Raw genomic sequence first — 25,063 nt, 5'->3', positions numbered from 1 at the left:
CGCCGTACAGTTGCCCTTCCGCTGGAAAACGGGTATAATAGGAATATTAGCTGACCTATTTTTGGAAATACAGGAGCTGATGTTCCGTGCTGGAATACGACATCATTCCCACCACTTCGCCCCGGCGGCTGTGTGGGAACAAGGAGGGGACGCGGTATGGCTAAACACCCCAGGAGCCTGGAACAGCGTTTCCTCATTCAGAGCATCGTCCTCTTTCTGGCCCTGAGCCTGGTGTCCTTCGCCGGGGTAGTGCAGACCGGGCAGAGCGGCTACAACAGCGCCAACCAGATGGGCCGCATCACCGCCGACTATCTCCGGCTCCAGGAGGAGTCCTTTGTGGACGAGTACCGGCAGGTCCTTCTCAGCGCCTCCTACAACGTCCAGACCCTGCTGGACTCCGGCCGCTCCCTGGAGGACGTGCGGGAGTGGCTGACGACTTATTCCGCCGAGTATCCCCAGATGCTCACCTACGACGAGAGCGGGCTCTACGGCTACATCCAGGGCGAGGCCATCTTCAGCAGCGACTGGGTGCCGGAGCCCGACTACGACCCCCGCAGCCGCATCTGGTACACCCAGGCCGTGGAGGCCGGCGGCGAGATCGCCTGCTCGGAGGTGTACAGCGACGCCCGGGACGGCGTGCTCATGATCAGTCTCTCCAAGCTTCTGGACGACGGGGAGAGCGTGCTGGCCATGGACATCCAGGTGGGCAACCTGGAGATCACCTGGCAGGAGGGGAGTGACATCTTCCCCGGCACCGCCACCGTGGTGGACCAGCAGGGCCATGTGATCCTCCACCAGCAGATCGGCCAGGAGCACGCCCCCTGTGAGCTGGACGATTTCACCACCGAGGACTATCTGGAGCTCATGTCCCAGTTCACCGGCACCCGGGGCCAGCTCCGCTGGCGCGGGGCGGAGGACACCTACCTCCACTATTACACCGTGGACGCCAACGGGTGGATGTGCATCGTCACCATCTCTGAAACCGCCATCCGCCACAACGCCACCACCCTCTTCTACATCCAGCTGGTGCTGCAGGGCATTTTCCTGCTGGCGATCCTGTATCTGTCGGTACAGAACTACCTCCGTTTCCGCCGCAGCCAGCGCACCGTCAACTGCTTTGAGGCCCTGGGCCAGACCTATTACTCGGTGGTCCTCATCAGCGCCCACAGCGGCGTATGCGAGATCATCAAGCAGGACCTCATCCCCCGCCGCCGGTGGGAGAACATCCGCTCCTACGAGGGCTTTTTGCAGGCGGTGTTCGAGCACATCGACGACGAGGAGACCCGGGAGGCCTTCCTGGCCCAGTTCTCGCTGGAGCAGTTCCACGCCCTGTCCCAGGGCCAGGTGGAGCGCTGCTATCTGGAATACCTGCGGGACAGCGAGCGGGACCCCCGCTGGGTCAGCGCCGAGGCCTTCGCCGTCAAGGGCACCGGCCAGCAGGAGGAGGTCATCCTGGCTTTCCGCATGATCCACGAGGCCAAGACCGCCGAGCTGGAGCACAACCGCCTGCTGCGGGAATCTCTGGAGAGCGCCCGCAGCGCCGCCCAGGCCAAAAACGACTTCCTCTCCCGCATGAGCCACGACATGCGCACCCCCATGAACGCGGTGCTGGGCTTTACCGACATGGCCCGGCGCAGCCTGGACGACCGGGAAAAGGCCCTGGAGAGCCTGGACAAGGTGACCATGGCCTCCCAGCAGCTGCTCCACCTCATCAACGAGGTGCTGGACACCGCCAAGATCGAGCAGGGCAAGGTGGGCCTGGAGAACGCCCCCACCGATCTGGCGCGCCACGTCACCGGCGTGGCCGACCTCTTCCGGATGCAGGCCCAGATGCAGGGCAAGCAGTTCACCCTGGTCCCCCTGGCCTTCGAGCACCCAGTGGTCCTCACCGACGCCCGGCGGCTGGAGCAGATCCTGAACAATCTGCTCTCCAACGCCCTCAAGTACACCCCCGCCGGCGGGTCCATCACCCTCTTGGTGGAGGAGCAGCCCGGCGACCGCAGCGGCTGGCGCATCTACCGCTACACCGTCACCGACACCGGCATCGGCATGTCGCCGGAGTTTTTGAACAAGCTCTTCCTCCCCTTCGAGCGGGAGGACACCTCCATGACCAATCAGGTCAGCGGCGTGGGCCTGGGTATGGCCATCACCAAGAACCTGGTGCAGCTCATGGGCGGCCAGATCGACGTGGAGAGCGTCCAGGGCCAGGGCTCCCGCTTCACAGTGGTCCTGCCCTGCCAGCTCACCGAGGACCGGGAGAGCACATCCGCCGCCACTGCGTCCTGCGACCTGCACGGGCGGCACTTCCTGCTGGCGGAGGACAATCTCCTGAACCTGGAGATTGCCACCGAGCTGCTGCAGCTGGAGGGGGCCTCCATTACCGCCGCCGCCAACGGGCAGGAGGCGGTGGACGCCTTCCAGTCCAACCCGCCCGGCACCTTTGACGCCATCCTCATGGACATCCAGATGCCGGTGATGGACGGCTATACCGCCGCCCGGACCATCCGGGGCCTGGAGCGGCCCGACGGAGCCACCATCCCCATTCTGGCCATGACGGCCAACGCCTTCGCTGACGACGTCATCGCCGCCCGGGAGGCGGGGATGAACGGCCACATCGCCAAGCCCATCGACCTGGATAAAATCAAAGCCGCCCTGGCGGCTGTGCTCTCCTGATGCGGTCCCGGCCGAGGCCCCCACGCCGGCGGAAGGTTCCTCCGGCGTGGGGGTCTTTGATCCAGCAACCGAAAATCCCTAAAAATTCATTTCAGTTAGCTTAGGATAATGCAAGATCCTTCGAACAGCGGTATAATGGAAAAATATCCAGATCACACCAAGGGGAGGTGCCATCTGATGTTTCTGTCTGATTTTTACCGGGACACCCTCCATGTGACCGATCCCGACCTGCTGGAACAGGTGGTGGGGCTGTCGGAGATCCGTCTCTGCCGCCAGGGGGACATTCTGATCCAGCAGGGAGAGGTGCCCACTTACGTGTTCTTCCTCATGCACGGGACACTCCGTGGGGTCCTGCTGGACATCAACGGCCGGGACATCACCGACTGCATCGTCTACCACAGCGGCGACGCCGCCATGCCGGACAACGACCTTACCCAGCCGGCCTCGGTCACCATGGAGGCCCTGACGGATTGTACACTGGCCTGTATCCCGGTGGAGGAGGCCTTCCGCCTCATCCGGGAGCAGCCGGCCGTGGCGGAACTCTACCAGCAGCTGGTCCTCCGGGCCGCCGGTATGCACCGCGCGCTGAAGATCGCCATCTGTCAGTACTCCGCTGCCCAGCGCTACCAGTGGTTCCTGGAGACCTATCCCGGTCTCATCCACAGGATCAGCCACAAATACATCGCATCCCTGCTGAATATGACCCCGGTGACCTTCAGCAAGATCCGCAAGTCCCTCAAAGAGAGCGAGAGCGTTTAAAAAAACAGAGGACGGCACGTGCCGTCCTCTGTTTTTTAAATGCTCTCGTGGAAGGTGCGCTTGATGACCTCCAGCTGCTGCTCGCGGCTGAGGCGGGAGAAGTTCACCGCGTAGCCGGATACCCGGATGGTCAGGGTGGGGTACTGCTCGGGGTGCTCCATGGCGTCCACCAGCAGCTGCCGGTTCATGACGTTCACGTTCAGGTGGTGGGCTCCCTGGATGAAGTAGCCGTCCAGGATGTGCACCAGGTTGTCCACCCGCTCCTCGTCGGTCTTGCCCAGCGCGGAGGGCACGATGGAGAAGGTGTTGGACACGCCGTCCTGACACACCGCCCGGTAGGGGATCTTGGCCACCGAGTTGAGGGAGGCCAGGGCGCCGTTCTTGTCCCGACCGTGCATGGGGTTGGCGCCGGGGGCGAAGGGCTCCCCGGCCTTGCGACCGTCGGGGGTAGCGCCGGTCTTTTTGCCGTACATCACGTTAGAGGTGATGGTGAGGGCGGAGAGGGTGTGGATGGCGTTGCGGTAGAGGGGGTGCTTCTTGAGCTCCGCCGAGAAATAGGACACCAGCTCCACAGCGATGTCGTCCACCCGGTCGTCGTCGTTGCCGTACTTGGGGAAGTCGCCCTCCACCTCAAAGTCCACGGCGATGCCCTCCTCGTTGCGGATGGGCTTCACTTTTGCGAACTTGATGGCGGAGAGGGAGTCGGCGGCGATGGACAGACCCGCCACGCCGAAGGCGGCCAGCCGCTCCACCAGGGTGTCGTGGAGGGCCATCTGGCTGCTCTCATAGGCGTACTTGTCATGCATGTAGTGGATGATGTTGATGGTGTCCACGTAGAGCTCGGCCACGTAGGCGAGGACCTTTTTGTAGTTGCCCAGCACCTTGGAGTAGTTGAGCACCTCATCCCGGTCCAGCTCGATGTTGGGGACGATGACGCCGCCCTTCTTCTCATCCACGCCGCCGTTGATGGCATACAGCAGGCTCTTGGCCAGGTTGGCCCGGGCCCCGAAGAACTGCATCTGCTTGCCCACCGCCATGGCGGACACACAGCAGGCGATGCAGTAGTCGTCGCCGTACATGGGGCGCATGAGCTCGTCGCTCTCGTACTGGATGGAGTCGGTGTCGATGCTCATCCTGGCGCAGTAGTCCTTGAAACCCTGGGGGAGGTGCTGGCTCCAGAGGACGGTGAGGTTGGGCTCGGGGGCGGTGCCCAGATTGGTGAGGGTGTGGAGGTAGCGGAAAGAGTTTTTGGTCACCAGGGTGCGGCCGTCCACCCCCATGCCGCCGATGGACTCGGTGACCCAGGTGGGGTCGCCGCCGAAGAGCTCGTTGTACTCGGGGGTGCGCAGATGGCGCACCAGACGGAGCTTGATGACGAACTGGTCGATGAGCTCCTGGGCTCCCTGCTCGTCCAGGATGCCCCGCTCCAGGTCCCGCTGGAGGTAGATGTCCAGGAAGGTGGCGGTACGGCCCAGGGAGGTGGCCGCGCCGTTGTTCTCCTTGATGCCCGCCAGATAGGCCATGTACAGATTCTGCACCGCCTCGTGGGCGTTCTCCGCCGGACGGGTGATGTCACAGCCGTACTTGGCGGCCATGGAGGCCATCTCCTTCAAAGCCCGGATCTGCATCTGGACCTCCTCCCGCAGGCGGATGCGCTCGTCGGTCATGGGGCCGTCGATCATGTCCAGGTCTTTTTCCTTCTCCTCAATGAGGAAGTCGGTGCCGTACAGGGGCACCCGGCGGTAGTCGCCCACGATGCGGCCCCGGCCGTAGGCGTCGGGCAGGCCGGTGAGGAGCCCGGCGTGGCGGGCCAGACGGGTGCGCTTGGGGTAGGCGTCGAACACGCCCTCGTTGTGGGTCTTGCGGTAGAGGCGGAAGTGCCGCTCGATCTCCGGGTCCAGCTGGTAGCCGTACTGCTCCAGGGCGGAGGTGGCGTTGCGGATGCCGCCGAAGGGATTGACGATACGCTTGAGGGGCGCGTCGGTCTGGAGGCCCACGATCACTTCATTCTCCTGATCGATGTAGCCGGGGGCGAAGTTGTCGATGCCGCTCACCGCGTGGGTCTCCACGTCGATGATGCCCTTCTTCACCTCTTCGATGATGAGGGCCTGGGCTTTTTCCCACACCGCGGCGGTTTTGGAGGAAATGGGGGCCAGGAAGGAGGCGTCGCCCGTATAGGGGGTATAGTTTTTCTGGATGAAATTGCGGACATTCACCAAATGGCGCCACTCGCCGGTGCGGAACCCGCTCCAGGCGGTGCAATTCACGTCAATACTCATACTCCTGATCTCCTTTCACAGCAGGTCTCGTTCAGTCTCAGGTTCCAGCCCTTCAGGCTGGCGGGGTCCATGGGCTCCACGCCCTCCAGGGGGTAGGGGATACCCAGGGCCGCGTACTTGTGGACCCCCAGGGTGTGGTAGGGCAGCAGCTCTACCCGCTGGATGCGGCGGATGGTCTGCAAGTACCGCTCCAACCCTTCCAGGTGCTCCTCCCCGTCGGTGAGGCCGGGGACCACCACGTGGCGCACCCACAGGGGGATCTCCGCCGCCTGGGCGGCGGCCAGGAAGCGGTCAAAGGCCCCTATGTCCGCCCCGATCACGTTCCGGTAGCCCTCGGGGTCGTAGTGCTTCACGTCCAGCAGGATGAGGTCGGTGTGGGCCAGAATGGCCCCGTACTCCCCCAGACCGGCCCCGGCGGTGTCCAGACAGGTGTGGATGCCCGCCGCCCGGCAGCGCTTCAGGCACTCGGCCAGGAACTCCGGCTGGAGCAGTGGCTCCCCGCCGGAGAAGGTCACCCCGCCGGTCGCGCCGTAGTAGGGCTTGTAGCGGAGCAGCCGGTCCACCAGCTCCGCCGGGGTAACGGTCTGGGCCGGAGCGCCCGGGTCCCAGGTGTCGGGGTTGTGGCAGTACCGGCAGCGCAGCGCGCAGCCCTGCAGAAAGACCACGGTGCGGATGCCCGGCCCGTCCACCAGTCCCATGGACTCCAGGGAGTGGATGCGCCCTGTCGTCATGTGAGGCATACCTCCTTTTTCCAAAAGAAAAGCCGACATTCCGGGCCTTTCTTCGCCCAGACGGTCGGCTTTTCTGTATCATACTCCATGTGGTATGCTCCACATTATCCGTCAGTCATATGATAGGTCTAGTTATATCATGAAGGCTCCGAGCTTGTCAAGGGCCGCCGGGCTGGAAATGGTTTCAACTCCCCGCCTCCACCCGGATGGGGTCCAGCCCGTCTATGAGGTGCCAGGTGCTGCCGTCCGGCATCTGGATCGTGGAGAACGGATCGAACGTGGAAATCCCGTTCAGCTCCTCCAGCTCCTCCGGTTCCCCGTCCCAGGGGGCGTACCAGAGCTCAGTGTGTACCCCGTAATAAAATCCCTTCCAGTAGGGGGAGACGTTACTGACGTTCTCGGACAGCAGCTCCGGCTCTCCGCCCGCCTTCAGCCGCCAGAGGCCCACGCCGCTCTCATAGACCACGGTGGTTCCGTCGGGGCTCACACCCTTGAGGTAGACGTTGGTCCCCGGGTCATCGCACTGGAGGCTGGGCTTGCCATCCCGGAACTGCCAGAGCCCGCCGCCCTGGGTATACCACAGGATCTCCCCGGTGGCGTCGGTCCGCATCTGCTCTGGAAAGACCTCCTCCAGCACCGGCGTAAAGGCCCCCCGCTCCAGGCGGTACACAGTATTCTGGCGTTCCGAGGCAAAATAGCACCGGGTCAGGTCGGCGCAGTTCAGCACGTAGGCGCCGCGGTCCGTGTATATACCGCTGGTCATATTCTGGCCCTGAAGCAGGAAGGTGGGATAGAGTACCCCGTGGAAGCACCAGCTCTCCGTGCCGTCCACCACATAGCTGGCGGATGTGCCCGCCAGGAACAGCTGGTCCCCGGTCCGGTTGGTCCAGACGCTGCCGTAGAAGGAGTCGGTATACCCCACCAGATGGCTGGCCGAGCCGTCCCAGCAGTAGAGGTATCCTCCCATCTCCAGGACGGCGGAGGTGCCGTACGTGACATTGCTGTTGGCGAGGTAATAGACGTAGCGCCCGTCGTCGGAGAGGACCGATACCACGGCGTCCTCCGGCAGAGGCAGTTCCTCCGGTTTTCCGCCCTTCCGCACCAGGTACCAGCCGTCGGTGTTGCGGTCGAAATAGGCCGCCGTTTCCCCCGATGGGGAGACCCACGGCTCGTTCACCGCGTAGCCCTCCGCCGCCAGCTCCGCCGTTCCGTCGGGGAGGGAGATGCGCCAGAGCATGTCCTTGGCCGTGGCATAGTAGAGGGTGCTGCCGTCGGCGGAGGCGGCATAGCCGGTCATGGACCCCTCGGGCAGGTCCAGCTCCACCACGCCGTCGGCGGTGACCACCGCGGTCAGATCGCCGTCGGTGTCCATGGCCAGGCAGGATTCGTCGTTCAGGAATTTCGGAAAGCCGATCAGCCCCGCCTTCGGCCCCGCCAGCAGCTCCCCGTTGTAATAGAAATACTCGCTCCCGGTCTCATCCAGGCTCTCGATTCGGACCAGGGGGGCGGGCCCGGCCTGGAATCCCTCCGCCGGGCGGTCCGCCCCGGCCAGCACGGCCACGGCCACCACCAGCGCGGCCGCACAGCCGCCGCCCAGCAGGAGCCATCCCCGGCGGGACAGCCGGGGGAGGGAAAACCGGCGTTCCGGTACGGCGGGGGCAGCAGCGGGCTCCTCCGCCGGTTTTTCCGCCGACGGGGCGGGCGGCGCGGGCGCCTCCTCTTCTTTGCGTCCGCCCCCCGTCTGAAGGGCCGCGCCGCAGTGGGCGCAAAAGACCTCATCCTCCCGGCACGGGGTGCCGCAGTGTGCGCAGAACATAAAAAGACCTCCTCTCATCCTCCATTGGCTCAGGGGTTCGTGACCTGGATGGGCTCCATCCCCTCGATGACGTGCCAGATGCTGCCGTTTTCCATTTCCACCTGCATCGCGGAGGACATTCCGATGCTCCGGGCGCCCTCCAGTTCCTCCAATTCCTCCGGCTCCCCGTTCCAGGGGGCGTACCAGAGCGCTGTGTCCTCCCGGTAATAAAATCCCTTCCAGTAGGGATAGGCACTGCTGGCGTGCTCTGACAGCAGCTCGGGCTCTCCGCCCGCCCTCAGCCGCCAGAGGCCGGCGTCGTTCTCGCAGACCACGATGTCCCCGTCGGGGCTCACACCCAGGGGGCTGATCATCTCTCCCGCGTCGTCCCACCGGAGGGTGGACCGGCCCTTTCGGAACTGCCAGAGCCCGCCCTCCTGGACATACCACAGGACCTGCCCGGTGGCGTCGGTGAGCATATTCCCGAGCAGCAGATCCTCCTGTACTGGCGTGAGAACGCCCTTCTCCAGGCGGTACAGGGCCTCGCCGCCGCTGGCGACAAAATACCCCTCAGTCAGGTCGGCGCAGTCCAGAACGGTCACGCCGGTCCAGTACCGGTAAAAGCCGGACTGGTTCCCCTGTCCCTGGAGCAGGAAGGTGGGATAGAGCACGTTGGGGTAGGTCCAGCTCTTACTGCCTTCCACCAGACAGGTGGTGGAATCGCCCACCATGAGCAGCTGATCGCCGGTCCGGTTGGTCAGGGGACCGATGGCATCGGTATACCCCACCAGATGGCTGGCCGCGCCGTCCCAGCAGTAGATGGAGGACGTGCTGGGGGTGGTATCGTCCACCGCGCCCACCCCGTAATAGACATAGCGCCCATCATCCGAGAGGGTATATATCACGGCCCCGTCGGGCAGGGGGAGGGTCTCCGGCGCGCCGTTCGCCCGCGCCAGATACCAAAGCCGGGCGTTGCCGTCGTAATAGGCCGCCGTGTCCCCCGACGGGGAGACCCGCAGCTGCTCCACCGAGCAGCCCTCCGCCACCAGCTCCGGCACGCCGCTGGGGAGGGGACAGCGCCACAGCGTCCCGTCTCCCAGGGCGCGGTAGAGGACGCTGCCGTCCGCGGCGGCGTCACCGGTGGTCAAGGTCCCCTCGGGCAGGTCCAGCTCCACCACCCCTTCGGTGGTGACCACCGCGGCGAGCGCGCCGTCGGTGTCCATGGCCAGGCAGGACCGGCCGTCCAGGAAGGTGGAGAGGCCGATCAGCCCCGCCTCCGCTCCCACCACCAGCTCCCCGTCGTAGTAGAAGCACTCGCTCCCCTGCTCCCCTCCAACCCAGGCGCTGAGGAGGGCGGGGGGCCGGGCCCGGAATCCATCCGTCGGGCGGTTCAGCCAGGCAAACGCGGCCAGGGCCACCACCAGCGCTCCGCAGACGCCGCCCAGAAGGAACCGCCCCCGGCGTGAAAGCCGGCGGTGCCGCCCGGCGGGGACGGCGGAGGTCCCCTCTGCCTGCGATGCCACCGCCGGTGCGGGCGGCGCGGTCACCGGCTCCGCCACACGTCCGCCCTCCACCAGGAGAGCCGCGCCGCAGTGGGCGCAAAAGACCTCATCCTCCCGGCATGGGGTCCCGCAGCGGGCACAGAACATGGAAAGACCTCCTCTCGCTTATTCGTACAGGGCGTCGGTGATCTGGATGGGTTCTTTTCCGTCGATGACATGCCAGATGCTGCCGTCCTCCAGCTCCACCTGCATGGGACAGCGGCTGATGTACTGGACGCTCAGAACGTCCTTCAACCCCTCCACGGCCTCCGGGGCCCCGTCCCAGGTGGCGTACCAGAACTGGCTGCCGTCATCGTAATAAAACCCGTTCCAGAAGGCCCAGGCCGACATCCCATCCTCGTTGAGCAATTCCGGGGTGCCCCCCGCTTTCAGCCGCCACAGCCCCGTGTCGCTCTTCCAGACCGCGGTGCTTCCGTCCGGGCTGACCCCCTCCAGTTGGACATTCTCCCCGGGGTCCTCGCACCGGAGGGTGGAGCGTTCCTTCCGGAACTGCCAGAGCTGGTCCTCCCGGACATACCACAGGGACTCCCCGGCGGCATCCAGCAGCGCCTGGTCGACATTCTCCAGCACCGGCGTGAGTACGCCCTCCTCCAGGCGGTTCAGGGCCTCGTTTTCGGTGGCGATGAAGTAGCCCTGGGTCAGATCCTCACAGTCCAGCACAGCGACGCTGTCCCACTGGTAAAAACCGGCGGTGGTGCCCCGGAGATGGAACAGGGACGCGGGATAGAGAAAACCGGGATAGGACCAGTTCCGGGTGCCGTCCACCAGATAGGTCATGGTGTTGCTCAGCAGGAGGAGCTGGCCCCCGGTCCGGTTGCTCAGGGCGCTGAAGCGCTCCGCATGCCCCACCAAATAGCTGGCCGAGCCGTCCCAGCAGCAGACGACAGAACCGCTGGTATCGGCCGAATTCTCCACACTGTAATAGACATACCGCCCGCCGTCCGAGAGGACATGTACCGCGGCATCCTCCGGCAGGGGGAGCTGCTCCGGGCTCCCCTTTTCCCGGAGCAGGTACCAACTATTGGTTTGAAGATCAAAGTAGACCACGGCGTCCCCCGACGGAGAGGAGCACAAGCTGTTCACCGAGCAGCCCTCCACCAACTGCTCCGGCTCGCCGCTGGGGAGGGGACAGCGCCACAGACTTCCGCCCGCCAGGGCGCAGTAAAAGACGCTGCCGTCCGCCGAGGGGGCATTGGCGGTCATGGTCCCCTCGGGGCGGTTCAGCTCCACCAGCCCGTCGGCGGTGACCACCCCCGCCAGAACGCCCTCGCGGTCCATGGCCAGGCAGGACTGGCCGTCCAGGAAGGCGGTGAGACTGCTGATCCCGTCCTCCGGACCCGCCACCAGCTCCCCGTCGTAGTAGAAGCAGTCGCTCCCGTCGCTCGCCATGGACCAGATGCTGAGGAGCGGGGCGGGGCGGACCTGGAACCCGCCCGCCGGGCGGTCCATCCAGGCAAACGCGGCCAGGGCCACCACCAGCGCCGCGCAGACGCTGCCCAACAGGAGCCGTCCCCGGCGGCCCAGCCGGGGGCGCGGGCGGGACGCCCGGCCAGGGGCGGCGGGATCATCCGCAGGTTTTTCCACCGCCGGAGCCGTCGGTGTGGACAACTTCTCCGCCACGCGCCCTCCCTCCACCTGGAGGGCCGCGCCGCAGTGGGCACAAAAGACCTCATTTTCTCCGCAGGGAGCTCCACAGTGGGCACAGAACATGGAAAAACCTCCTCTCAAACGCAAAAAGGAGCGGTACTCTTGTACCGCTCCCATCGGATCGTTTAAGTCTGCGTGGGTTTTTTCTGACGGAAGGGAGGCGGCAGGTAGGCGTCGGTGCCGTCCGGCCCGGCCACATCCCGCATCCGCTCCCGCACTTTGAAAATACAGTCGTCGGCGCTGGCCCTTCCCTGCACCACGTCCTCAGCAAAGGCATGGCAGTTGGGCGCGCCGCAGGAGCCGCAGTGGAGCCCGGGCAGCTTGGCCTCAAAGGCCTCAATGCGCAGGTGCTTGGCCATCGCCTCCGCCCGGTCCGGGTCCAGCCGGAAGGCGGGGCTGTACTGGGGCATGCGGGAGAAGGTGGTGATCTCCCGGTCCAGCTCCTCCGGCTCCGCCGGCCAGGTAAAGGCGGGCAGCTCCTCCATCAGGCGCTGGATGCGCATTTTGGCGATGTACGGGTTCTCCACCGTGAGGCAGCCGCCCACGCAGCCCTGGGTACAGGCGGAGAGCTCGATAAAGTCCACCTCCGGCTGCCGCTCGTCCTCGATCTCCTCCAGCATCTGGATGCAGTTCTCGATGCCGTCCACCGCCACATAGCGCTGGGCGTGGCGGCTGCGGGACTCGCCCCCGGCGATGGCCACTCCCATGCCCAGCTTGCCCGAGGACATGAGGGGCAGGGGGTCCTTGACCTCCTCCATGGGCCGCAGCAGGCGCAGATACAGGTCCTGGATGGCGAAGGCGCCGTCCAGCACCGGCGCGTCCAGTCCCTCGGGGGAGTGGGCCGCGGTGACCTTGGCCGGGCAGGGCACGATGGCAAAGACCCCGATCTCCTCCGGCGGCAGATAGGTCTCGGCACAGGCCTCTTTCCGGGCCAGGGTGGCCGCCAGCTCCATGGGCATGACCAGCGGGTCCAGGTGCTCGATGAGATGGGGGAAGCGGATCCGGATGAGCCGCAGCATGGCCGGGCACTGGGGCGAGATGAGAGGCATGGCCCGGCGGGGGGTGTGCTGCTCCCGCTGGCTCACATACTCCGCCAGGATCTCGGCGGCTTTGGCGGCCTCAAACACCTTGTGGAACCCCAGCTTCAGAAGTCCGCTCAGAATGAGGTCGATGTTCCCCAGATTGCGGAACTGACCATAGAGCGCGGGGTCGGGCACAGCCACGCAGTAGCGGTACTGCTTGAGCTGATCCAGGCTGTCGCTGACCGGCTTGATGGCGCGGTGGGGACAGACCTGGATGCACCGGCCGCAGTCGATGCAGCGGTCGGACAGGATCAGAGCTTTGCCACGGCGGACTCGGATGGCCTCGGTGGGACAATTTTTGATGCAGGTCGTGCAGCCCCGGCAGCGTTTATAATCCAGGACAACAGAGTGCTCCATGGCGGTATCAACTCCCAATCAGGTTCTTAGCTGATCTTCAGCTTCATCGTCACGGTGGTGCCCTTGCCCAGCTCGGTGTCGATGTCCATCTCGTCGGAATAGCGCTTCATGTTGGGCAGGCCCATGCCGGCGCCGAAGCCCAGACTGCGCACCTCAGGCCCGGCGGTGGAGTAGCCCTCCTCCATGGCCTTGGGGATGTCCGGGATGCCGGGGCCGTGGTCCACCATGCGCAGGATGATCTGGTCCATGGTGATCTCCACCTCGGCCTGACCGCCGTTGGCGTGGATGACCATGTTGATCTCACCCTCATACATGCAGATGGACGCCTTGCGGATCACGTCCGAGGGCAGACCCAGCTTCTTCAGGGTCATCTTCATCTTGCTCGACGCCTCACCGGCCTGGATGAAGTCGCCGCCCTCCACGGGATATACCAGTTTGACAGGTTCCATGTCTCAATTCCCCCTAAGTCCGTTGCTATACAACAGCCCGCAGGCCGTATACATCCGTTCCGGCGAGGTCATCACCACGATGCCCCGCTCCGCCGCCATCTCCACGATCTCATCGCCCGGGTGCTTGCCCCGGACAAAGACCACACACTTGATGTCGGTCATCTCGGCGGTGCGGATCACCTGGGGATTGACCATCCCGGTGAGCAGCAGGTTCTGGTCGTGTACATAAGCCAGCACGTCGCTGAGAAAATCGCTGCCGCAGCCCGATACGACCTCTTCCTCCAGGCGTTCGGCGCCGGTGAGCACCGTGGCAGACAGGATCCGTTTTACTTCCGTTAATTGCATCGTGAACCCCCCACTATATCCCGTTTGGCGGAAAGTAAACTTCCTATTCCAGAATACATCGTTATTTTATCATAACGGCTCCCAAGGTGTAAAGGAGTTCTTAGATGTCTCCGATAAAAAGGTCCCGGGGGGTCGGCCCCGGGACCGCGGGATCAGTGTTTGTCCTCCACCAGCATGAGGCAGCCGTCCTTGTCGTACTTCAGCCGCTGGAGCTCCGCGCCGGTGTTGCGGGTGATCTCGTCCATGCGGATGCCCTCGGTGATATTGGCCACGAAGGTGTAGGCCACGCCGTGGCGCTTGGCCCGGCCGGTGCGGCCGATGCGGTGGGTGTAGTTCTCCAGCTCGTCGGGCACGTCGTAGTTAAAGACGGCGTCCACGTCGTCGATGTCCAGGCCGCGGGCGGCCACATCGGTGGCCACCAGCACCCGAAGCTCGCCCTTCTTGAACTTCTCCAGGGTACGCTCGCGCACCCGCTGCTGGATGTCGCCGTGGATGGCCTCGCAGGAGATGCCCCGCATCTTCAGAAGGCCGGCCAGGCGGTCGGTCATGTTCTTGGTGTTGCAGAAGGCGATGGCCCGCTCATACTCCCCGTGGGTGATGAGGGCCACGATGGTGTCCAGCTTCTGCTCCCGGCCGTCCAGGTCGATGCGGTACTGCTGGATGTCGGGCTTGGACTCCTCCACCGGGCGGACGGTGATCTCCACGGGGTCGCGCTGGTACACCCAGGAGATGTCCATCACCTCCCGGCTGATGGTGGCGGAGAACATGCCCAGGTTCTTCCGGTGCTTGATCTGGTCCAGGATGCGGGTCACGTCCCGGATGAAGCCCATGTCCAGCATGCGGTCGGCCTCGTCCAGCACCACCGTCTCCACCTTGTCCAAGCGCACGGTGCGCCGCTTCATGTGGTCCATCAGGCGGCCGGGCGTGGCCACCACGATCTGGGGGTGCTTCTTCAGCTGGGTGATCTGCTTGTTGATGTCCTGACCGCCGTAGAGGCACACCACCCGCACGCCCTCCTTAAAGGCGCACAGGTCCCGCAGCTCGTCCTGGATCTGGATGGCCAGCTCCCGGGTGGGGGCGAGGATGAGCCCCTGCACGTCGCTGCTCTCCGGGTCGATGTGCTCCACCATGGGGATGCCGAAGGCGAAGGTCTTGCCGGTGCCGGTGGGGGCCTTGGCGATGACGTCCTTCCACTCCATAAAATAGGGAATGGACCCGGCCTGGACCGGGGTGGCGTCCACATAGCCCTTCTTCTCGATGGCCTTCATCAGCGCATCCGAGAGGCCCAGCTGGTCGTAGCGGGCCTCGCCGGAGACCTGCTCGCCGTTGATTTCGATCATAGCGTTCGTTCCTTTCTCTTGTGTGTCCGATTCAAGGCCTCCCTCCATCGGAACACAAGTCCCGGAACGCCGTTTTTCCCCGGCGCGGCCTCAAATCCCAGGGGGAATGTCCCCCATTTTGGCGGATTCCACAGTGTGAATCAGTTTATTTTATCATACAGGCGGGTATCATGCAACCAAAGATGCAAGATTTCCGCCGCCCCTTGACAGACGGGGGGAGAGCTTTTATCCTGAGAGGGAAGAATGTCACACCTAAGAGGAGGGTCAAAGATGAAAAAACGAGTGGGTATCCTCACCTCCGGCGGCGACTGCCCGGGCCTCAACGCCACCCTGCGGGGCGTGGCCAAGGCGCTCTACCAGCGCTTCGGCAGCGACGTGGAGATCGTGGGCATCGCCAACGGCTACTACGGCCTCATCCACGGGGACTGGCGGGTCATGGACCCCAGCGAGTTCTCCGGCATCCTGACGGTGGGCGGCACCATCCTGGGCACCCGGCGCACCCCCTTCAAGCTGATGCGGGTGGTGGGAGACGACCAGGTGGACAAGGTCGCCGCCATGAAGAAGCACTATGAGGAGATGAAGCTGGACTGTCTCCTCTGCCTGGGCGGCAACGGCACCCATAAGACCGCCAACCTCCTGTCCGAGGAGGGCCTCAACATCATCGGCCTGCCCAAGACCATCGACAACGACATCTACGGCACCGACGTGACCTTCGGCTTCCACTCGGCGGTGGACATCGCCACCGAGGCCATCGACCGGGTCCACACCACCGCCGGCAGCCACAGCCGCTGCATGGTGGTGGAGCTGATGGGCAACAAGGCCGGCTGGCTCACCCTGTACGCCGGCATCGCCGGCGGCGCCGACATCATCCTCATCCCGGAGTTCCCCTACACCATCGAGAATGTGTGCGCCGCCATTGAGAAGCGGGCCGCCAACGGCAAGACCTTCTCCATCCTGGCGGTGGCCGAGGGCGTGTACGACTCCAAGGAGGCCCGGATGAAGAAGAAGGAGCGTATGGCCAAGCGGGCTGAGGAGGGGTACACCACCGCCACCAACCGCATCGCCCGGCAGATCGAGGAGCTCACCGGCTTCGAGACCCGGGTGTGCGTGCCCGGCCACATGCAGCGGGGCGGCAGCCCCTCCCCCTACGACCGGGTGCTGGCCACCCAGTTCGGCGCCTACGCGGCCAAGATGGTGGAGGACGAGAACTACGGCATCACCATCGCCATGAAGCACAACCACGTGGGGGAAAACAAGCTCAAGGACATCGCGGGCAAGAGCCGCCTGGTCCCGGAGGGACACGGCATGCTGGAGGTGGCCCGCCGCATGGGCATCAGCATCGGATAAGCAAATAGTGAAGGCCCCGCCGCAGAAAAATTTTCTGCGGCGGGGCCTTTTTTCATTCCCCTATTGACAATGATCCTTGTCAATACTATCCTATGAATGACAAAGATAGTTGTCAAATTGACTTGGATACTTGTCATGAAAGGGGAATCGCCATGCCGCTTGGAAACCGACTGAAAGAGCTGCGGGCGGCAAAGGGGCTCAACCAACAGGCCCTGGGGACACTGGTGGGGGCCTCCCGCCAGACCATCAGCCTCATCGAGCGGGGGGACTACAACCCCTCCATCACGCTGGCCCTGCGCATCGCAAAGGTATTTGAAACACCGGTGGACGAGGTCTTTTATCTCACGGAGGAGGAAAAGTCATGAAGAAGGAACGGAGCAATCGCACGATCTACGCCCGCTTTGCCGTCACCATCCTGGTGTGTGCCGCGCTGGGCGGCGTGGCGGGCTATCTGGCCGCCATGGCGGGGAACCACCTGCTGGATACGTCGCTCAATTTCAATGAGGCCCTGGTCTCCCTGGGGCTGTGGTGGTTCGTCCCCGGATATGTCCTGCTGGCGGCGGGCGCTGCCTGTTACCTGGGGGGTAAGGCCCTGCTGCCCAGAGCCGTGGAGGAGGACGACGCCTTCCGGGAGGCCGACCGGCGGCTGTGCCTGTCCCTGATCTTCTCCGGGGCGTCCATGGTGTGGCTGTTCATCGCCCTGGGGATCAGCGGCCAGAAACTCACGGCCTCCCTGGAGAGCGTGCTGCTGATCGTCCTTCTGGTGGTGCAGCTGGTGTGGATCATCGCCCTGCAGGCCCTGACGGTGCAGGCCACCAAGGTCATCCACCCGGAGAAGAAGGGCAATGTGTTCGACAGCAAATTCCAGAAGGACTGGTACCGCAGCTGCGATGAGGCCGAGCAGCAGCAGATCGGCCAGTGCAGCTACTTCTCCTTCCGGGTGATGGGCGCTCTTTTCCCCATCGTCATGCTGGTGCTCTTTATCCTGGCCACCAACGGCATGGTCCCCGCGGCGTGGGTCCTGCTGGTGGGCGGGCTGTGGATGGTACAGGTCATGACCTACCAGTGCATGGCCTACCACCTGGACCATGGAAAAAAGCGCAGATAAAGAACTCGGACCCGCCTCTTTGGCGGGTCCGAGTTGTCGTTGGCCAGGAAGCACAAAAACCCCCGGAACCGTGCGTTTGCACCGTTCCGGGGGTTTTGCATTTACTTGCCCAGATAGGCCTTCTTGATGGCGTCGTTCTTCATGAGCTCCCTGCCCGGGCCGGACAGGGTGATGCGGCCGGTCTCCATGACGTAGGCGAGGTCCGCCGTCTGGAGGGCCATGTTGGCGTTCTGCTCGATGAGGAGGATGGTGACGCCCTGGTGGTTGATCTCCTTAATAATATCGAAGATCCCCTTCACCACCAGCGGGGCCAGGCCCAGGGAGGGCTCATCCATCATCATCAGCTTGGGGCGGGACATGAGGGCCCGGCCCACGGCCAGCATCTGCTGCTCGCCGCCGGAGAGGGTGCCCGCCGCCTGCCAGGAGCGCTCCTTCAGACGGGGGAACAGGTCGTACACCCAGCGGATGTCCTCCTCCAGATCGTCCTTGCGCAGGTACGCGCCGATCTTCAGGTTCTCCAGCACGGTCAGGTCGGGGAACACATGCCGCCCCTCGGGTACCAGGGTGATGCCCTTGGACACGATGCGGTCGGGGGTGTACCCGGTGATGTCCTCGCCCTGGAGGTGGATGCGGCCGTGGGCGGGCTTGACCAGACCAGCGATGGTGCGCAGGGTGGTGGACTTGCCCGCGCCGTTGGCGCCGATGAGGGTGACGATCTTCCGCTCCGGCACCTCCAGGCTGATGCCCTTGACGGCCTCGATGCCGCCGTAGCTTACCTTCAATTCATCAATCTTCAGCATCGTCTGCCACCCCCAAATAGGCCTCAATGACCCGCGGATTGTTCTGCACCTCGTCCGGGGTGCCCTGGGCGATCAACTTGCCGAAGTCCAGGACGTAGATGCGGTCGGAAATCTGCATGACCAGATCCATGTGGTGCTCGATCATCAGCACCGTCAGGTCGTACTCGGTGCGGATCTGCTTGATGAAGTCGGTGAGCTCCTGAGTCTCCTGGGGGTTCATGCCGGCGGCCGGCTCGTCCAGCAGGAGGAGCTTGGGCTCGGTGGCCAGGGCCCGGGCGATCTCCAGGTGGCGCTGCAGGCCGTAGGGCAGGCTCCCCGCCACCTCGTCCTTCAGGTGGGCCAGGTGCTGCTCCTCCAGGAGCTCCATGGCCTCCCGCTGCATCCGCTCCTCCTCCTTCTTGTTGAAGCGGAAGGTGGCGGAAAAGACGTTCTGCTTGGCCCGCATGTGCTTGGCGATGAGGACGTTTTCCAGCACGGTCAGCTTGGAGAAGAGGCGGATGTTCTGGAAGGTGCGGGCGATGCCCAGCTGGGTGATCTTGTCGGGGGTGGGGGCAATGGCGTGGGTGTACTTGCCCTTGTTCTCCCCGGCGTAGAGCTTTTTCATCTTGCCCTGGGGGTAGTTCTCCACCATGGTCTGCTCCAGGAAGGAGACGCGGCCGTTGGTGGGCTGGTACACCCCGGTGATGCAGTTGAAGGCGGTGGTCTTACCGGCGCCGTTGGGGCCGATGAGGGCCACGATCTCCCCCTTGTTGACCTCCAGGGAGAGGTCGTTCACCGCCACCACGCCGCCGAACTGCATGGTGACGTTTTCCAGACGCAGAATGTTCTCGCTCATTTCGCCACCTCCTGTTTCTTGCGGCGCTTGAAGAGGTCGGGCAGCTCCTTATCGCCCATCAGGCCCTGACGGAAGAAGAGGACTACCACCATGATGATGACCGAAAAGACCACCATGCGGAAGCCGGTGCGGAACAGGGGGGACTTGATACCCAGGAATTCGCCCGCATCCAGACCGCGCAGCCACCACTCGCTGGCCGCCACATAGAGGAAGGTGGCGATACAGGAGCCGGAGATGGAGCCGATGCCGCCCAGCACCACGATGAGGAGCAGCTCGTAGGTCATCACCGAAGTGTACACGCGGGCCTGGGCCATGTTGGTGAGCATGGCGAACATGGCGCCGCCCACGCCGGCAAAGAAGGAGGAGATGCAGAAGGAGAGCATCTTGTGCTTGGAGAGGTTGACGCCCATGGCCTCGGCGGCGATCTCATCCTCCCGGATGGACTTGAAGGCCCGGCCGTAGGAGGAGTTGATGAGCAGCACGATGATGCCGATGCACACCATGGAGAGGAGGAAGGGCACGAAGGTGGACAGGTAGAAGGTGTTTCCGCCGCCCAGGTCGATGTTGAAGTCGGAGTAGCCGGGGAAGCTCTTGATCATGTTGGCGCCGTTGGTGATGGGGCCCAGGGCGTCCCACTGGAAGATGGCCCGGATGATCTCGGCAAAGCCCAGGGTGGCGATGGCCAGGTAGTCGCTCTTCAGGCGCAGCACGGGCAGGCCGATGAGCCAGGCGAACAGGGCGGCCACGCACCCGGCCAGGATGAGGGCCACCAGCACGGTGAGGATCAGGGCGATGCCGCCGCCCACGCCGGTGCTGCCGAAGATGCCCTGAAAGACATCGGTGAGGGAGAATTTCACCGCCGTACCGCCGTAGAGGTAGTAGACGGTGGCCTTCTTATCCACCGGCACGGTGAGGATGGCGTAGGTGTAGGCGCCCAGCAGCATGAAGCCGGCCTGGCCCAGAGAGAAGAGGCCGGTGAAGCCGTTGAGCAGGTTCATGGACACCACCACCAGGGCGTATACCGCGCTCTTGCGCAGCACGGTGAAGAGCATCCCGGTAGGGGTGAGGGTGTTCTCCAGAACGACCACCAGGGCCAGCACGGCGACGCAGGCGGCCAGGGCAATGAAAAGCCCTTTTTTGTTTTTCTTCTGCGATAGCATTGTGACAGCCCCCCTTATACTTTGTCGGTGGCCTTCTCACCAAACAGGCCGGTGGGCTTGACCACCAGGATGATGATGAGCAGGGCGAAGCTGAAGGCGTCCACGAAGGTGGTGGCCCCCGCGAAGGGCAGTCCCTTGATGATGTTCTCGCAGATGCCGATGATGAACGCGCCGATCACCGCGCCGGGGATGGAGCCGATGCCGCCGAACACGGCGGCCACGAAGGCCTTCAGGCCGGGCATGGCGCCGGCGGTGGGGGTGATATAGGGATAGTTGGTGAAGTAGAGCATGGAGCCCACCGCCGCCAGGGCGGAGCCGATGATGAAGGTCATGGAGATGACCGAGTTGATCTTGATACCCATGAGCTGGCTGGTCTCAAAATCCTTGGCCACGGCCCGCATGGCCATGCCCACCTTGGTCTTGTTGATGAGCATGACCAGCAGCACCACCAGCGCCAGCACCAGGAAGGGGGTGAGGATGGTCACCCAGGTCACCTGGGACCCGGCCACGGAGACCGACTGGGAGATGAAGGGCAGGGTGGGGTAGTTCATGGGCTGACCGCCAGTGACATAGGTGGCGGTGTTCTGCAGCAGGTAGCTCACGCCGATGGCGGAGATCATGACGCTCATACGGGGTGCGGTGCGCAGGGGCTTGTAGGCCACCCGCTCGATGAGGAAGCCCAGGCCCACCGTGAGGACCAGCACCAGGGGGATGGCCACATAGAGGGGCAGGGAGGCGCTGATGTAGATCATCATCAGGCCGGCCACCATAAACACGTCGCCGTGGGCGAAGTTGATGAGGCGCAGAATGCCGTACACCATGGTGTAGCCCACGGCGATGAGGGCATACTGACCGCCCACCGAGATGCCCGAGAGCAGGAAGGGCAAAAATTTAACAGGGTCCATAGGAGAACCTCCTCCTTACACGACTGGCAGAAGTTTGGCGGGAGGATACAACCCCCCGCCAAACCTCATTCCTTATCTGCGGATTACTGGACGGTCTGGACGGTCTCCAGGTTCCAGGCGCCGTTGTTGTCGGACACCTTGATGTAGGCGGTGTCGCGGATGGCGTCGCCGTTCTCGTCGTCGAAGGCGATGGCGCCGGACACACCCTCATAGGTCACATTCCACAGGGCCTGCTGGATGGCGCCGGGATCGGTGGAACCGGCGGCCTTGATGGCCTCCAGGGCCACATAGTAGGCGTCGTAACCCATGGCGGTCACAGCGGCGATGGTGTCGTCGCCGCCGTTGGCGGTCTTGGCGTCGGCGTTGTTGTTGATGTACTCCTTGATGCCGGTATCGAACTCAGGGGCGCCGCCCTCCTGGTAGAAGGTGGAGACATACAGGGGGACATTGGTGCCGCTGGCGGCCTCCAGGACCTTGTTGTCGTCCAGGGTGTCAGAGCCCAGGATGGGGATCTCCAGACCCAGCGTGGAGGCCTGGGAGATGATCTGAGTGGCGTAGGCGATGGAGACGGGGGTGAAGATGACGTCCACGTTCTCGTTCTTGGCCTTGGTCAGATAGGTGGTGAAGTCGGAGTTGTTGGTGGGATAGGAGTCCTTGATGACGGTGCCGCCGGCGGCGGTGAAGGCCTGCTCAAAGAAGGTGATGAGGCCCTGGTCATACTCGTTGCCCAGCTCGCCCAGGAGGTAAGCCTTCTTGGCGCCGAACTTCTCGGCGGCGAAGTTGGCCAGGACGGTGCCCTGGAAGGGATCCAGGAAGCAGATGCGGAAGTAGTAGTCGTTATCAATGGTCACGTTGGGGTTGGTGCAGGTGACGCCGATGGCGGGGATGCCGGCCTGCTGGAAGGTGGGGCCGGCGGCGATGGACACGCCGGAGCCGTAGGAGCCCAGCACCAGGCTCACGCCGGCGGACACCAGGCTGGAGGCCGCGGTCAGGGCCTTATCGGTGGAGGAGGCGTTGTCGGCGGTGACCAGCTCCACGGTGTAGGTCTCGCCGCCCACCTCCACGGTGGGAGTCTCATAGTTGGCGTACTGCATGCCCAGCATTTCCTTCTTGCCGCCGGAGGCGGAGTCGCCGGTGGAGGGCTCAAACACGCCGATCTTGATGACCTTGTCGCCGCTGCTGCTTCCGCTGCCCGGGTCCGAGCTGGTGCCGCCGCCGCAGGCGGTCAACAGGCTCAGGGAAAGGGCGCCGGAAAGTGCAAGAGCCAGCATCTTGTTCCATTTCATACCTGTTTCCTCCTCATAGTCAAAAAAATCCAATCTGTCTCTCAGTCAAACACAAATGTGTTTATAACACAGATTATACGCCCCGCGTTTTTATTTTGCAACTGTTTCTTCTCCTTCATGCTTTCCGTCTCACAAGTCTTTCCAGGTATTTTATGCTCAATTTTCCGCTTTAGCACACAAAATTGATTTTTTCTATACTTGATTGTACCTGAAATAAATTTGAAATTATTTTTTTAGCAACGGCAGAGCGCGGCCGCTCCCGCCCGCCCAGGATGCATGGACTGGCTGTTTCACTTTCATTTTGTGGAGCGTGCTGACAGCGGCGGACGGATGTGATACCATAGGGCAAAGACAAAAAGGAGGCGGCAGCCATGGAGATCGAGCGAAAATTTCTGGTGAAGCAGCTCCCCGCGGACCTGGAGGCCTGGCCGGTGCGGCGCATCGAGCAGGCCTATCTCTGCACCCGGCCGGTGCTGCGGGTGAGGCGCAGCGGAGAGCGGTACTTTTTTACCTATAAAAGTGAGGGCCTGCTGGCCCGGGAGGAGCATGAATTCCCCCTGGAGGAGGAGGCCTACCGCCACCTGCTCGCCAAGGCCGACGGCGCGGTCATCTCCAAGGACCGCTACTGCATCCCGCTGGGCCCGTACACCATCGAGCTGGACGTGTTCGCACCCCCCTTCGCCCCCCTGGTCCTGGCCGAGGTGGAGTTCCCCAGCGAGGAGGAGGCCGCCGCGTTCCAGCCCCCCGCCTGGTTCGGTAAGGAGGTCACCTGCCGCCCGGAATTCACCAACGCCGCGCTCAGCCGCCTGGGCCGCGCCCCTTCCGATACCTGATATTACCAATATTTTGTGTATTTTAACATGTTTTTTGTCCCTATTGACGGAATTGGACGATTGGTCTAAACTGTAAGGAACGCAGCGGTCCGACCGCAACTGATGAGGAGGAACGATCAATTATGTTGCTGAAGCAAGTGCTGGATCTGTTTGAACTTCTGGATACCCCCAAGGCCAACGGTGAGACCATCAAGGAACTGATGCTGGCCAACGGTGCCGATGAGGTCACCGTGGAGACCGTCACCGGCGAGAAAGGCTCCACCGACTCCATCAAGATCCTGATCAAGGGCAGCAACGGCAAGTCCAGCGGCGGCACCGCCCCCACTCTGGGCATCATCGGCCGCCTGGGCGGGCTGGGCGCCCGTCCCGAGGTCATCGGCTTCGTCTCCGACGGCGACGGCGCGCTGGCCGCTCTGTCCGCCGGTCTGAAGCTGGCCCAGATGCACAAGAACGGCGATGTCCTGGCCGGCGACGTGCTGGTGGCCACCCACATCTGCCCCCACGCCCCCACCCAGGACCACTTCCCCGTGCCCTTCATGGACTCCCCCATCGACATGCAGCTGTGCAACCGCAAGGAAGTGGATGAGCGCATGGACGCCATCCTGTCCATCGACACCACCAAGGGCAACCGGGTCATCAACCTCAACGGCATCGCCATCTCCAACACCATCAAGGAGGGCTACATCCTGGAGGTCAGCAACGACATTATGGACGTCATGACCCGGGTCACTGGCAAGCTGCCCGCCATCTTCCCCTGCGCCCAGCAGGACATCACCCCTTACGGCAATGACCTGCACCACCTGAACAGCATCCTCCAGCCCGCCACCGCCACCAACGCCCCCGTGGTGGGCGTGGCCATCACCACCGAGCAGGCCGTGGCCGGCTGCGCCACCGGCGCCAGCCACCCCGAGGATGTGGAGACCGCCGCCCGCTTCGCGGTGGAGATCGCCAAGGGCTACGGCGAGGGCAAGGTGTCCTTCTACAATGAGAAGGAGTTCGCCCACCTGCTGGAGCTCTACGGCCCCATGAACCGCTTCCAGACCTTCGGCCAGAACTGAGCCGTGGAGCGGCGGAAAATCCTGGCGGCAGTGACCATCGGCCAGGCTCCCCGCACCGACGTCACGGGGGATATCCTCCCCCTCCTGCCGGAGCATGTGGAGCTGCGGGAGTACGGCGCGCTGGATGAGCGGAGCTATGAACAGGTCATGGCCGCCTTCCACCCCCGGCCGGGGGAGCAGGTGCTGGTCTCCCGGATGCGGGACGGCCGTCAGGCCCGTATGACCGAGGGCTACGTGCTGCCCCTGGTCCAGGCTAAGATCCACCAGGCCGAGGAGGAGGGGGCCGACGCGGTGCTGCTGCTGTGCACCGGCGCCTTCCCCCGTTTTGAGCACCGGACTATCCTGCTGGAGCCCCAGTCCATGCTCCACGCGGTGGTCCGCCGCCTGGCCGACGGACGGCGGGTGGGCCTTCTGGTCCCCATGGAGGACCAGATCGAACAGGCCTACCGCTTCTGGGGCGGACACGGCATCGACATCACCGTGGTCCACGCCTCGCCCTACCTGGGCTTTGACGGCGTCCGCGCCGCCGCGGCCCAGTTCCGCGGCCAGGATCTGGCCTTCCTCTGCACCGACTGCATGGGCTATACCGTGGCCATGAAAGAGGCCATCCGGCAGGAGACCGGGCTGCCGGTGATCCTCCCGCGCACCCTGGTCATCCGGGTCCTCAGCGAGCTGCTGGTGTAAAGCGGTTATCCCAGGCGGCGGGGCCTTC

At 63.9% G+C, this 25,063-nt stretch carries 22 protein-coding genes and 1 riboswitch; of the genes, 8 read left to right on the top strand and 14 right to left on the bottom strand.

The window, feature by feature from the left end:
* The first annotated feature begins 156 nt into the window (after positions 1 to 156).
* Positions 157 to 2,673, top strand: coding sequence for an ATP-binding protein (locus B5G43_RS12185; protein WP_087261772.1), 2,517 nt, complete (start codon positions 157 to 159; stop codon positions 2,671 to 2,673).
* Positions 2,674 to 2,850: 177 nt separating this feature from the next.
* Complete coding sequence (locus tag B5G43_RS12180; protein ID WP_158097425.1) at positions 2,851 to 3,432, top strand: Crp/Fnr family transcriptional regulator; 582 nt, start codon at positions 2,851 to 2,853, stop codon at positions 3,430 to 3,432.
* A 35-nt stretch (positions 3,433 to 3,467) separates the two neighbouring features.
* On the opposite strand, the gene pflB is transcribed toward B5G43_RS12180, so the two are convergent.
* From pflB to B5G43_RS12135, 9 genes are all read right to left on the bottom strand, one after another.
* Complete coding sequence (pflB, locus tag B5G43_RS12175) at positions 3,468 to 5,711, bottom strand: formate C-acetyltransferase (protein ID WP_087261768.1); 2,244 nt, start codon at positions 5,709 to 5,711, stop codon at positions 3,468 to 3,470.
* The gene (gene pflA, locus B5G43_RS12170; protein WP_087261766.1) at positions 5,708 to 6,442 is read right to left on the bottom strand and encodes a pyruvate formate-lyase-activating protein; all 735 of its coding nucleotides are present in this window, start codon (positions 6,440 to 6,442) and stop codon (positions 5,708 to 5,710) included. Before pflA ends, pflB begins: the two co-directional genes overlap by 4 nt.
* 47 nt (positions 6,443 to 6,489) lie before the next feature.
* Positions 6,490 to 6,571, bottom strand: a riboswitch (ZMP/ZTP riboswitch).
* 55 nt (positions 6,572 to 6,626) lie between these two features.
* Positions 6,627 to 8,258, bottom strand: coding sequence for a zinc ribbon domain-containing protein (locus B5G43_RS12165; protein WP_087261763.1), 1,632 nt, complete (start codon positions 8,256 to 8,258; stop codon positions 6,627 to 6,629).
* A 29-nt stretch (positions 8,259 to 8,287) separates the two neighbouring features.
* Positions 8,288 to 9,886: a zinc ribbon domain-containing protein gene (locus B5G43_RS12160; RefSeq protein WP_087261762.1), complete on the bottom strand. Its 1,599-nt coding sequence runs from the start codon at positions 9,884 to 9,886 to the stop codon at positions 8,288 to 8,290.
* 18 nt (positions 9,887 to 9,904) lie between these two features.
* Positions 9,905 to 11,509 (bottom strand): zinc ribbon domain-containing protein, encoded by a 1,605-nt coding sequence (locus tag B5G43_RS12155; protein WP_087261760.1) that lies wholly within the window; start codon positions 11,507 to 11,509, stop codon positions 9,905 to 9,907.
* Positions 11,510 to 11,571: 62 nt separating this feature from the next.
* Positions 11,572 to 12,885, bottom strand: a complete 1,314-nt coding sequence (locus B5G43_RS12150) for a [Fe-Fe] hydrogenase large subunit C-terminal domain-containing protein (RefSeq protein WP_087261758.1) — start codon at positions 12,883 to 12,885, stop codon at positions 11,572 to 11,574.
* 26 nt (positions 12,886 to 12,911) lie between these two features.
* A complete protein-coding gene (locus tag B5G43_RS12145) occupies positions 12,912 to 13,334 on the bottom strand; it encodes an ATP-binding protein (RefSeq protein WP_087261756.1) in 423 nt (140 codons plus the stop codon).
* 3 nt (positions 13,335 to 13,337) lie between these two features.
* Entirely contained in the window at positions 13,338 to 13,679 is a 342-nt protein-coding gene (locus B5G43_RS12140; protein ID WP_087261754.1) for a DRTGG domain-containing protein, read from the bottom strand.
* 152 nt (positions 13,680 to 13,831) lie between these two features.
* Positions 13,832 to 15,016 (bottom strand): DEAD/DEAH box helicase, encoded by a 1,185-nt coding sequence (locus B5G43_RS12135; RefSeq protein WP_087261802.1) that lies wholly within the window; start codon positions 15,014 to 15,016, stop codon positions 13,832 to 13,834.
* Positions 15,017 to 15,289: 273 nt separating this feature from the next.
* Here B5G43_RS12135 and B5G43_RS12130 point away from each other — a divergent pair, with 273 nt between their 5' ends.
* From B5G43_RS12130 to B5G43_RS12120, 3 genes are all read left to right on the top strand, one after another.
* Positions 15,290 to 16,366, top strand: coding sequence for an ATP-dependent 6-phosphofructokinase (locus B5G43_RS12130; RefSeq protein ID WP_087261752.1), 1,077 nt, complete (start codon positions 15,290 to 15,292; stop codon positions 16,364 to 16,366).
* A 152-nt stretch (positions 16,367 to 16,518) separates the two neighbouring features.
* Entirely contained in the window at positions 16,519 to 16,731 is a 213-nt protein-coding gene (locus tag B5G43_RS12125; protein WP_087261750.1) for a helix-turn-helix transcriptional regulator, read from the top strand.
* A complete protein-coding gene (locus B5G43_RS12120; RefSeq protein WP_087261748.1) occupies positions 16,728 to 17,474 on the top strand; it encodes a DUF3169 family protein in 747 nt (248 codons plus the stop codon). The genes B5G43_RS12125 and B5G43_RS12120 overlap by 4 nt, the downstream gene beginning before the upstream one ends.
* Positions 17,475 to 17,575: 101 nt before the next feature.
* Here B5G43_RS12120 and B5G43_RS12115 read toward each other — a convergent pair whose 3' ends face one another.
* From B5G43_RS12115 to B5G43_RS12095, 5 genes are all read right to left on the bottom strand, one after another.
* Positions 17,576 to 18,274, bottom strand: a complete 699-nt coding sequence (locus tag B5G43_RS12115; protein WP_087261746.1) for an ABC transporter ATP-binding protein — start codon at positions 18,272 to 18,274, stop codon at positions 17,576 to 17,578.
* Positions 18,261 to 19,109, bottom strand: a complete 849-nt coding sequence (locus B5G43_RS12110; RefSeq protein WP_087261744.1) for an ABC transporter ATP-binding protein — start codon at positions 19,107 to 19,109, stop codon at positions 18,261 to 18,263. The genes B5G43_RS12115 and B5G43_RS12110 overlap by 14 nt, the downstream gene beginning before the upstream one ends.
* On the bottom strand, positions 19,106 to 20,269 hold the full coding sequence (locus B5G43_RS12105) for a branched-chain amino acid ABC transporter permease (protein ID WP_087261742.1): 1,164 nt from the start codon (positions 20,267 to 20,269) through the stop codon (positions 19,106 to 19,108). The genes B5G43_RS12110 and B5G43_RS12105 overlap by 4 nt, the downstream gene beginning before the upstream one ends.
* Positions 20,270 to 20,283: 14 nt before the next feature.
* The gene (locus B5G43_RS12100; protein ID WP_087261740.1) at positions 20,284 to 21,174 is read right to left on the bottom strand and encodes a branched-chain amino acid ABC transporter permease; all 891 of its coding nucleotides are present in this window, start codon (positions 21,172 to 21,174) and stop codon (positions 20,284 to 20,286) included.
* Positions 21,175 to 21,257: 83 nt separating this feature from the next.
* A complete protein-coding gene (locus tag B5G43_RS12095; RefSeq protein WP_087261738.1) occupies positions 21,258 to 22,460 on the bottom strand; it encodes an ABC transporter substrate-binding protein in 1,203 nt (400 codons plus the stop codon).
* Positions 22,461 to 22,831: 371 nt separating this feature from the next.
* Here B5G43_RS12095 and B5G43_RS12090 point away from each other — a divergent pair, with 371 nt between their 5' ends.
* The 3 genes from B5G43_RS12090 (at position 22,832) to B5G43_RS12080 (ending at position 25,035) form a co-directional block, all read left to right on the top strand.
* Positions 22,832 to 23,293, top strand: coding sequence for a CYTH domain-containing protein (locus B5G43_RS12090; protein WP_087261736.1), 462 nt, complete (start codon positions 22,832 to 22,834; stop codon positions 23,291 to 23,293).
* Positions 23,294 to 23,415: 122 nt separating this feature from the next.
* On the top strand, positions 23,416 to 24,351 hold the full coding sequence (locus B5G43_RS12085; RefSeq protein ID WP_087261734.1) for a DUF1177 domain-containing protein: 936 nt from the start codon (positions 23,416 to 23,418) through the stop codon (positions 24,349 to 24,351).
* A 3-nt stretch (positions 24,352 to 24,354) separates the two neighbouring features.
* Positions 24,355 to 25,035 carry an AroM family protein gene (locus B5G43_RS12080; RefSeq protein ID WP_087261732.1) on the top strand — a complete coding sequence of 227 codons (681 nt, stop codon included), beginning with the start codon at positions 24,355 to 24,357 and terminating at the stop codon, positions 25,033 to 25,035.
* Positions 25,036 to 25,063: the final 28 nt, after the last annotated feature.

Source organism: Flavonifractor sp. An92, assembly GCF_002159175.1.
Taxonomy (GTDB): domain Bacteria; phylum Bacillota; class Clostridia; order Oscillospirales; family Oscillospiraceae; genus Pseudoflavonifractor_A.
This window is presented reverse-complemented; position numbering and strand designations above follow the sequence as displayed.

Bases quoted from the DNA above. Each gene is read 5' to 3' on its own strand.
- pflA (WP_087261766.1), bottom strand. From the start codon at position 6,442: ATGACGACAGGGCGCATCCACTCCCTGGAGTCCATGGGACTGGTGGAC.
- B5G43_RS12160 (WP_087261762.1), bottom strand. From the start codon at position 9,886: ATGTTCTGTGCCCGCTGCGGGACCCCATGCCGGGAGGATGAGGTCTTT.
- B5G43_RS12130 (WP_087261752.1), top strand. From the start codon at position 15,290: ATGAAAAAACGAGTGGGTATCCTCACCTCCGGCGGCGACTGCCCGGGC.
- B5G43_RS12120 (WP_087261748.1), top strand. From the start codon at position 16,728: ATGAAGAAGGAACGGAGCAATCGCACGATCTACGCCCGCTTTGCCGTC.
- B5G43_RS12155 (WP_087261760.1), bottom strand. From the start codon at position 11,509: ATGTTCTGTGCCCACTGTGGAGCTCCCTGCGGAGAAAATGAGGTCTTT.
- B5G43_RS12180 (WP_158097425.1), top strand. From the start codon at position 2,851: ATGTTTCTGTCTGATTTTTACCGGGACACCCTCCATGTGACCGATCCC.
- B5G43_RS12115 (WP_087261746.1), bottom strand. From the start codon at position 18,274: ATGCTGAAGATTGATGAATTGAAGGTAAGCTACGGCGGCATCGAGGCC.
- B5G43_RS12125 (WP_087261750.1), top strand. From the start codon at position 16,519: ATGCCGCTTGGAAACCGACTGAAAGAGCTGCGGGCGGCAAAGGGGCTC.
- B5G43_RS12110 (WP_087261744.1), bottom strand. From the start codon at position 19,109: ATGAGCGAGAACATTCTGCGTCTGGAAAACGTCACCATGCAGTTCGGC.
- pflB (WP_087261768.1), bottom strand. From the start codon at position 5,711: ATGAGTATTGACGTGAATTGCACCGCCTGGAGCGGGTTCCGCACCGGC.
- B5G43_RS12140 (WP_087261754.1), bottom strand. From the start codon at position 13,679: ATGCAATTAACGGAAGTAAAACGGATCCTGTCTGCCACGGTGCTCACC.
- B5G43_RS12150 (WP_087261758.1), bottom strand. From the start codon at position 12,885: ATGGAGCACTCTGTTGTCCTGGATTATAAACGCTGCCGGGGCTGCACG.
- B5G43_RS12090 (WP_087261736.1), top strand. From the start codon at position 22,832: ATGGAGATCGAGCGAAAATTTCTGGTGAAGCAGCTCCCCGCGGACCTG.
- B5G43_RS12145 (WP_087261756.1), bottom strand. From the start codon at position 13,334: ATGGAACCTGTCAAACTGGTATATCCCGTGGAGGGCGGCGACTTCATC.
- B5G43_RS12095 (WP_087261738.1), bottom strand. From the start codon at position 22,460: ATGAAATGGAACAAGATGCTGGCTCTTGCACTTTCCGGCGCCCTTTCC.
- B5G43_RS12105 (WP_087261742.1), bottom strand. From the start codon at position 20,269: ATGCTATCGCAGAAGAAAAACAAAAAAGGGCTTTTCATTGCCCTGGCC.
- B5G43_RS12185 (WP_087261772.1), top strand. From the start codon at position 157: ATGGCTAAACACCCCAGGAGCCTGGAACAGCGTTTCCTCATTCAGAGC.
- B5G43_RS12085 (WP_087261734.1), top strand. From the start codon at position 23,416: ATGTTGCTGAAGCAAGTGCTGGATCTGTTTGAACTTCTGGATACCCCC.
- B5G43_RS12165 (WP_087261763.1), bottom strand. From the start codon at position 8,258: ATGTTCTGCGCACACTGCGGCACCCCGTGCCGGGAGGATGAGGTCTTT.
- B5G43_RS12100 (WP_087261740.1), bottom strand. From the start codon at position 21,174: ATGGACCCTGTTAAATTTTTGCCCTTCCTGCTCTCGGGCATCTCGGTG.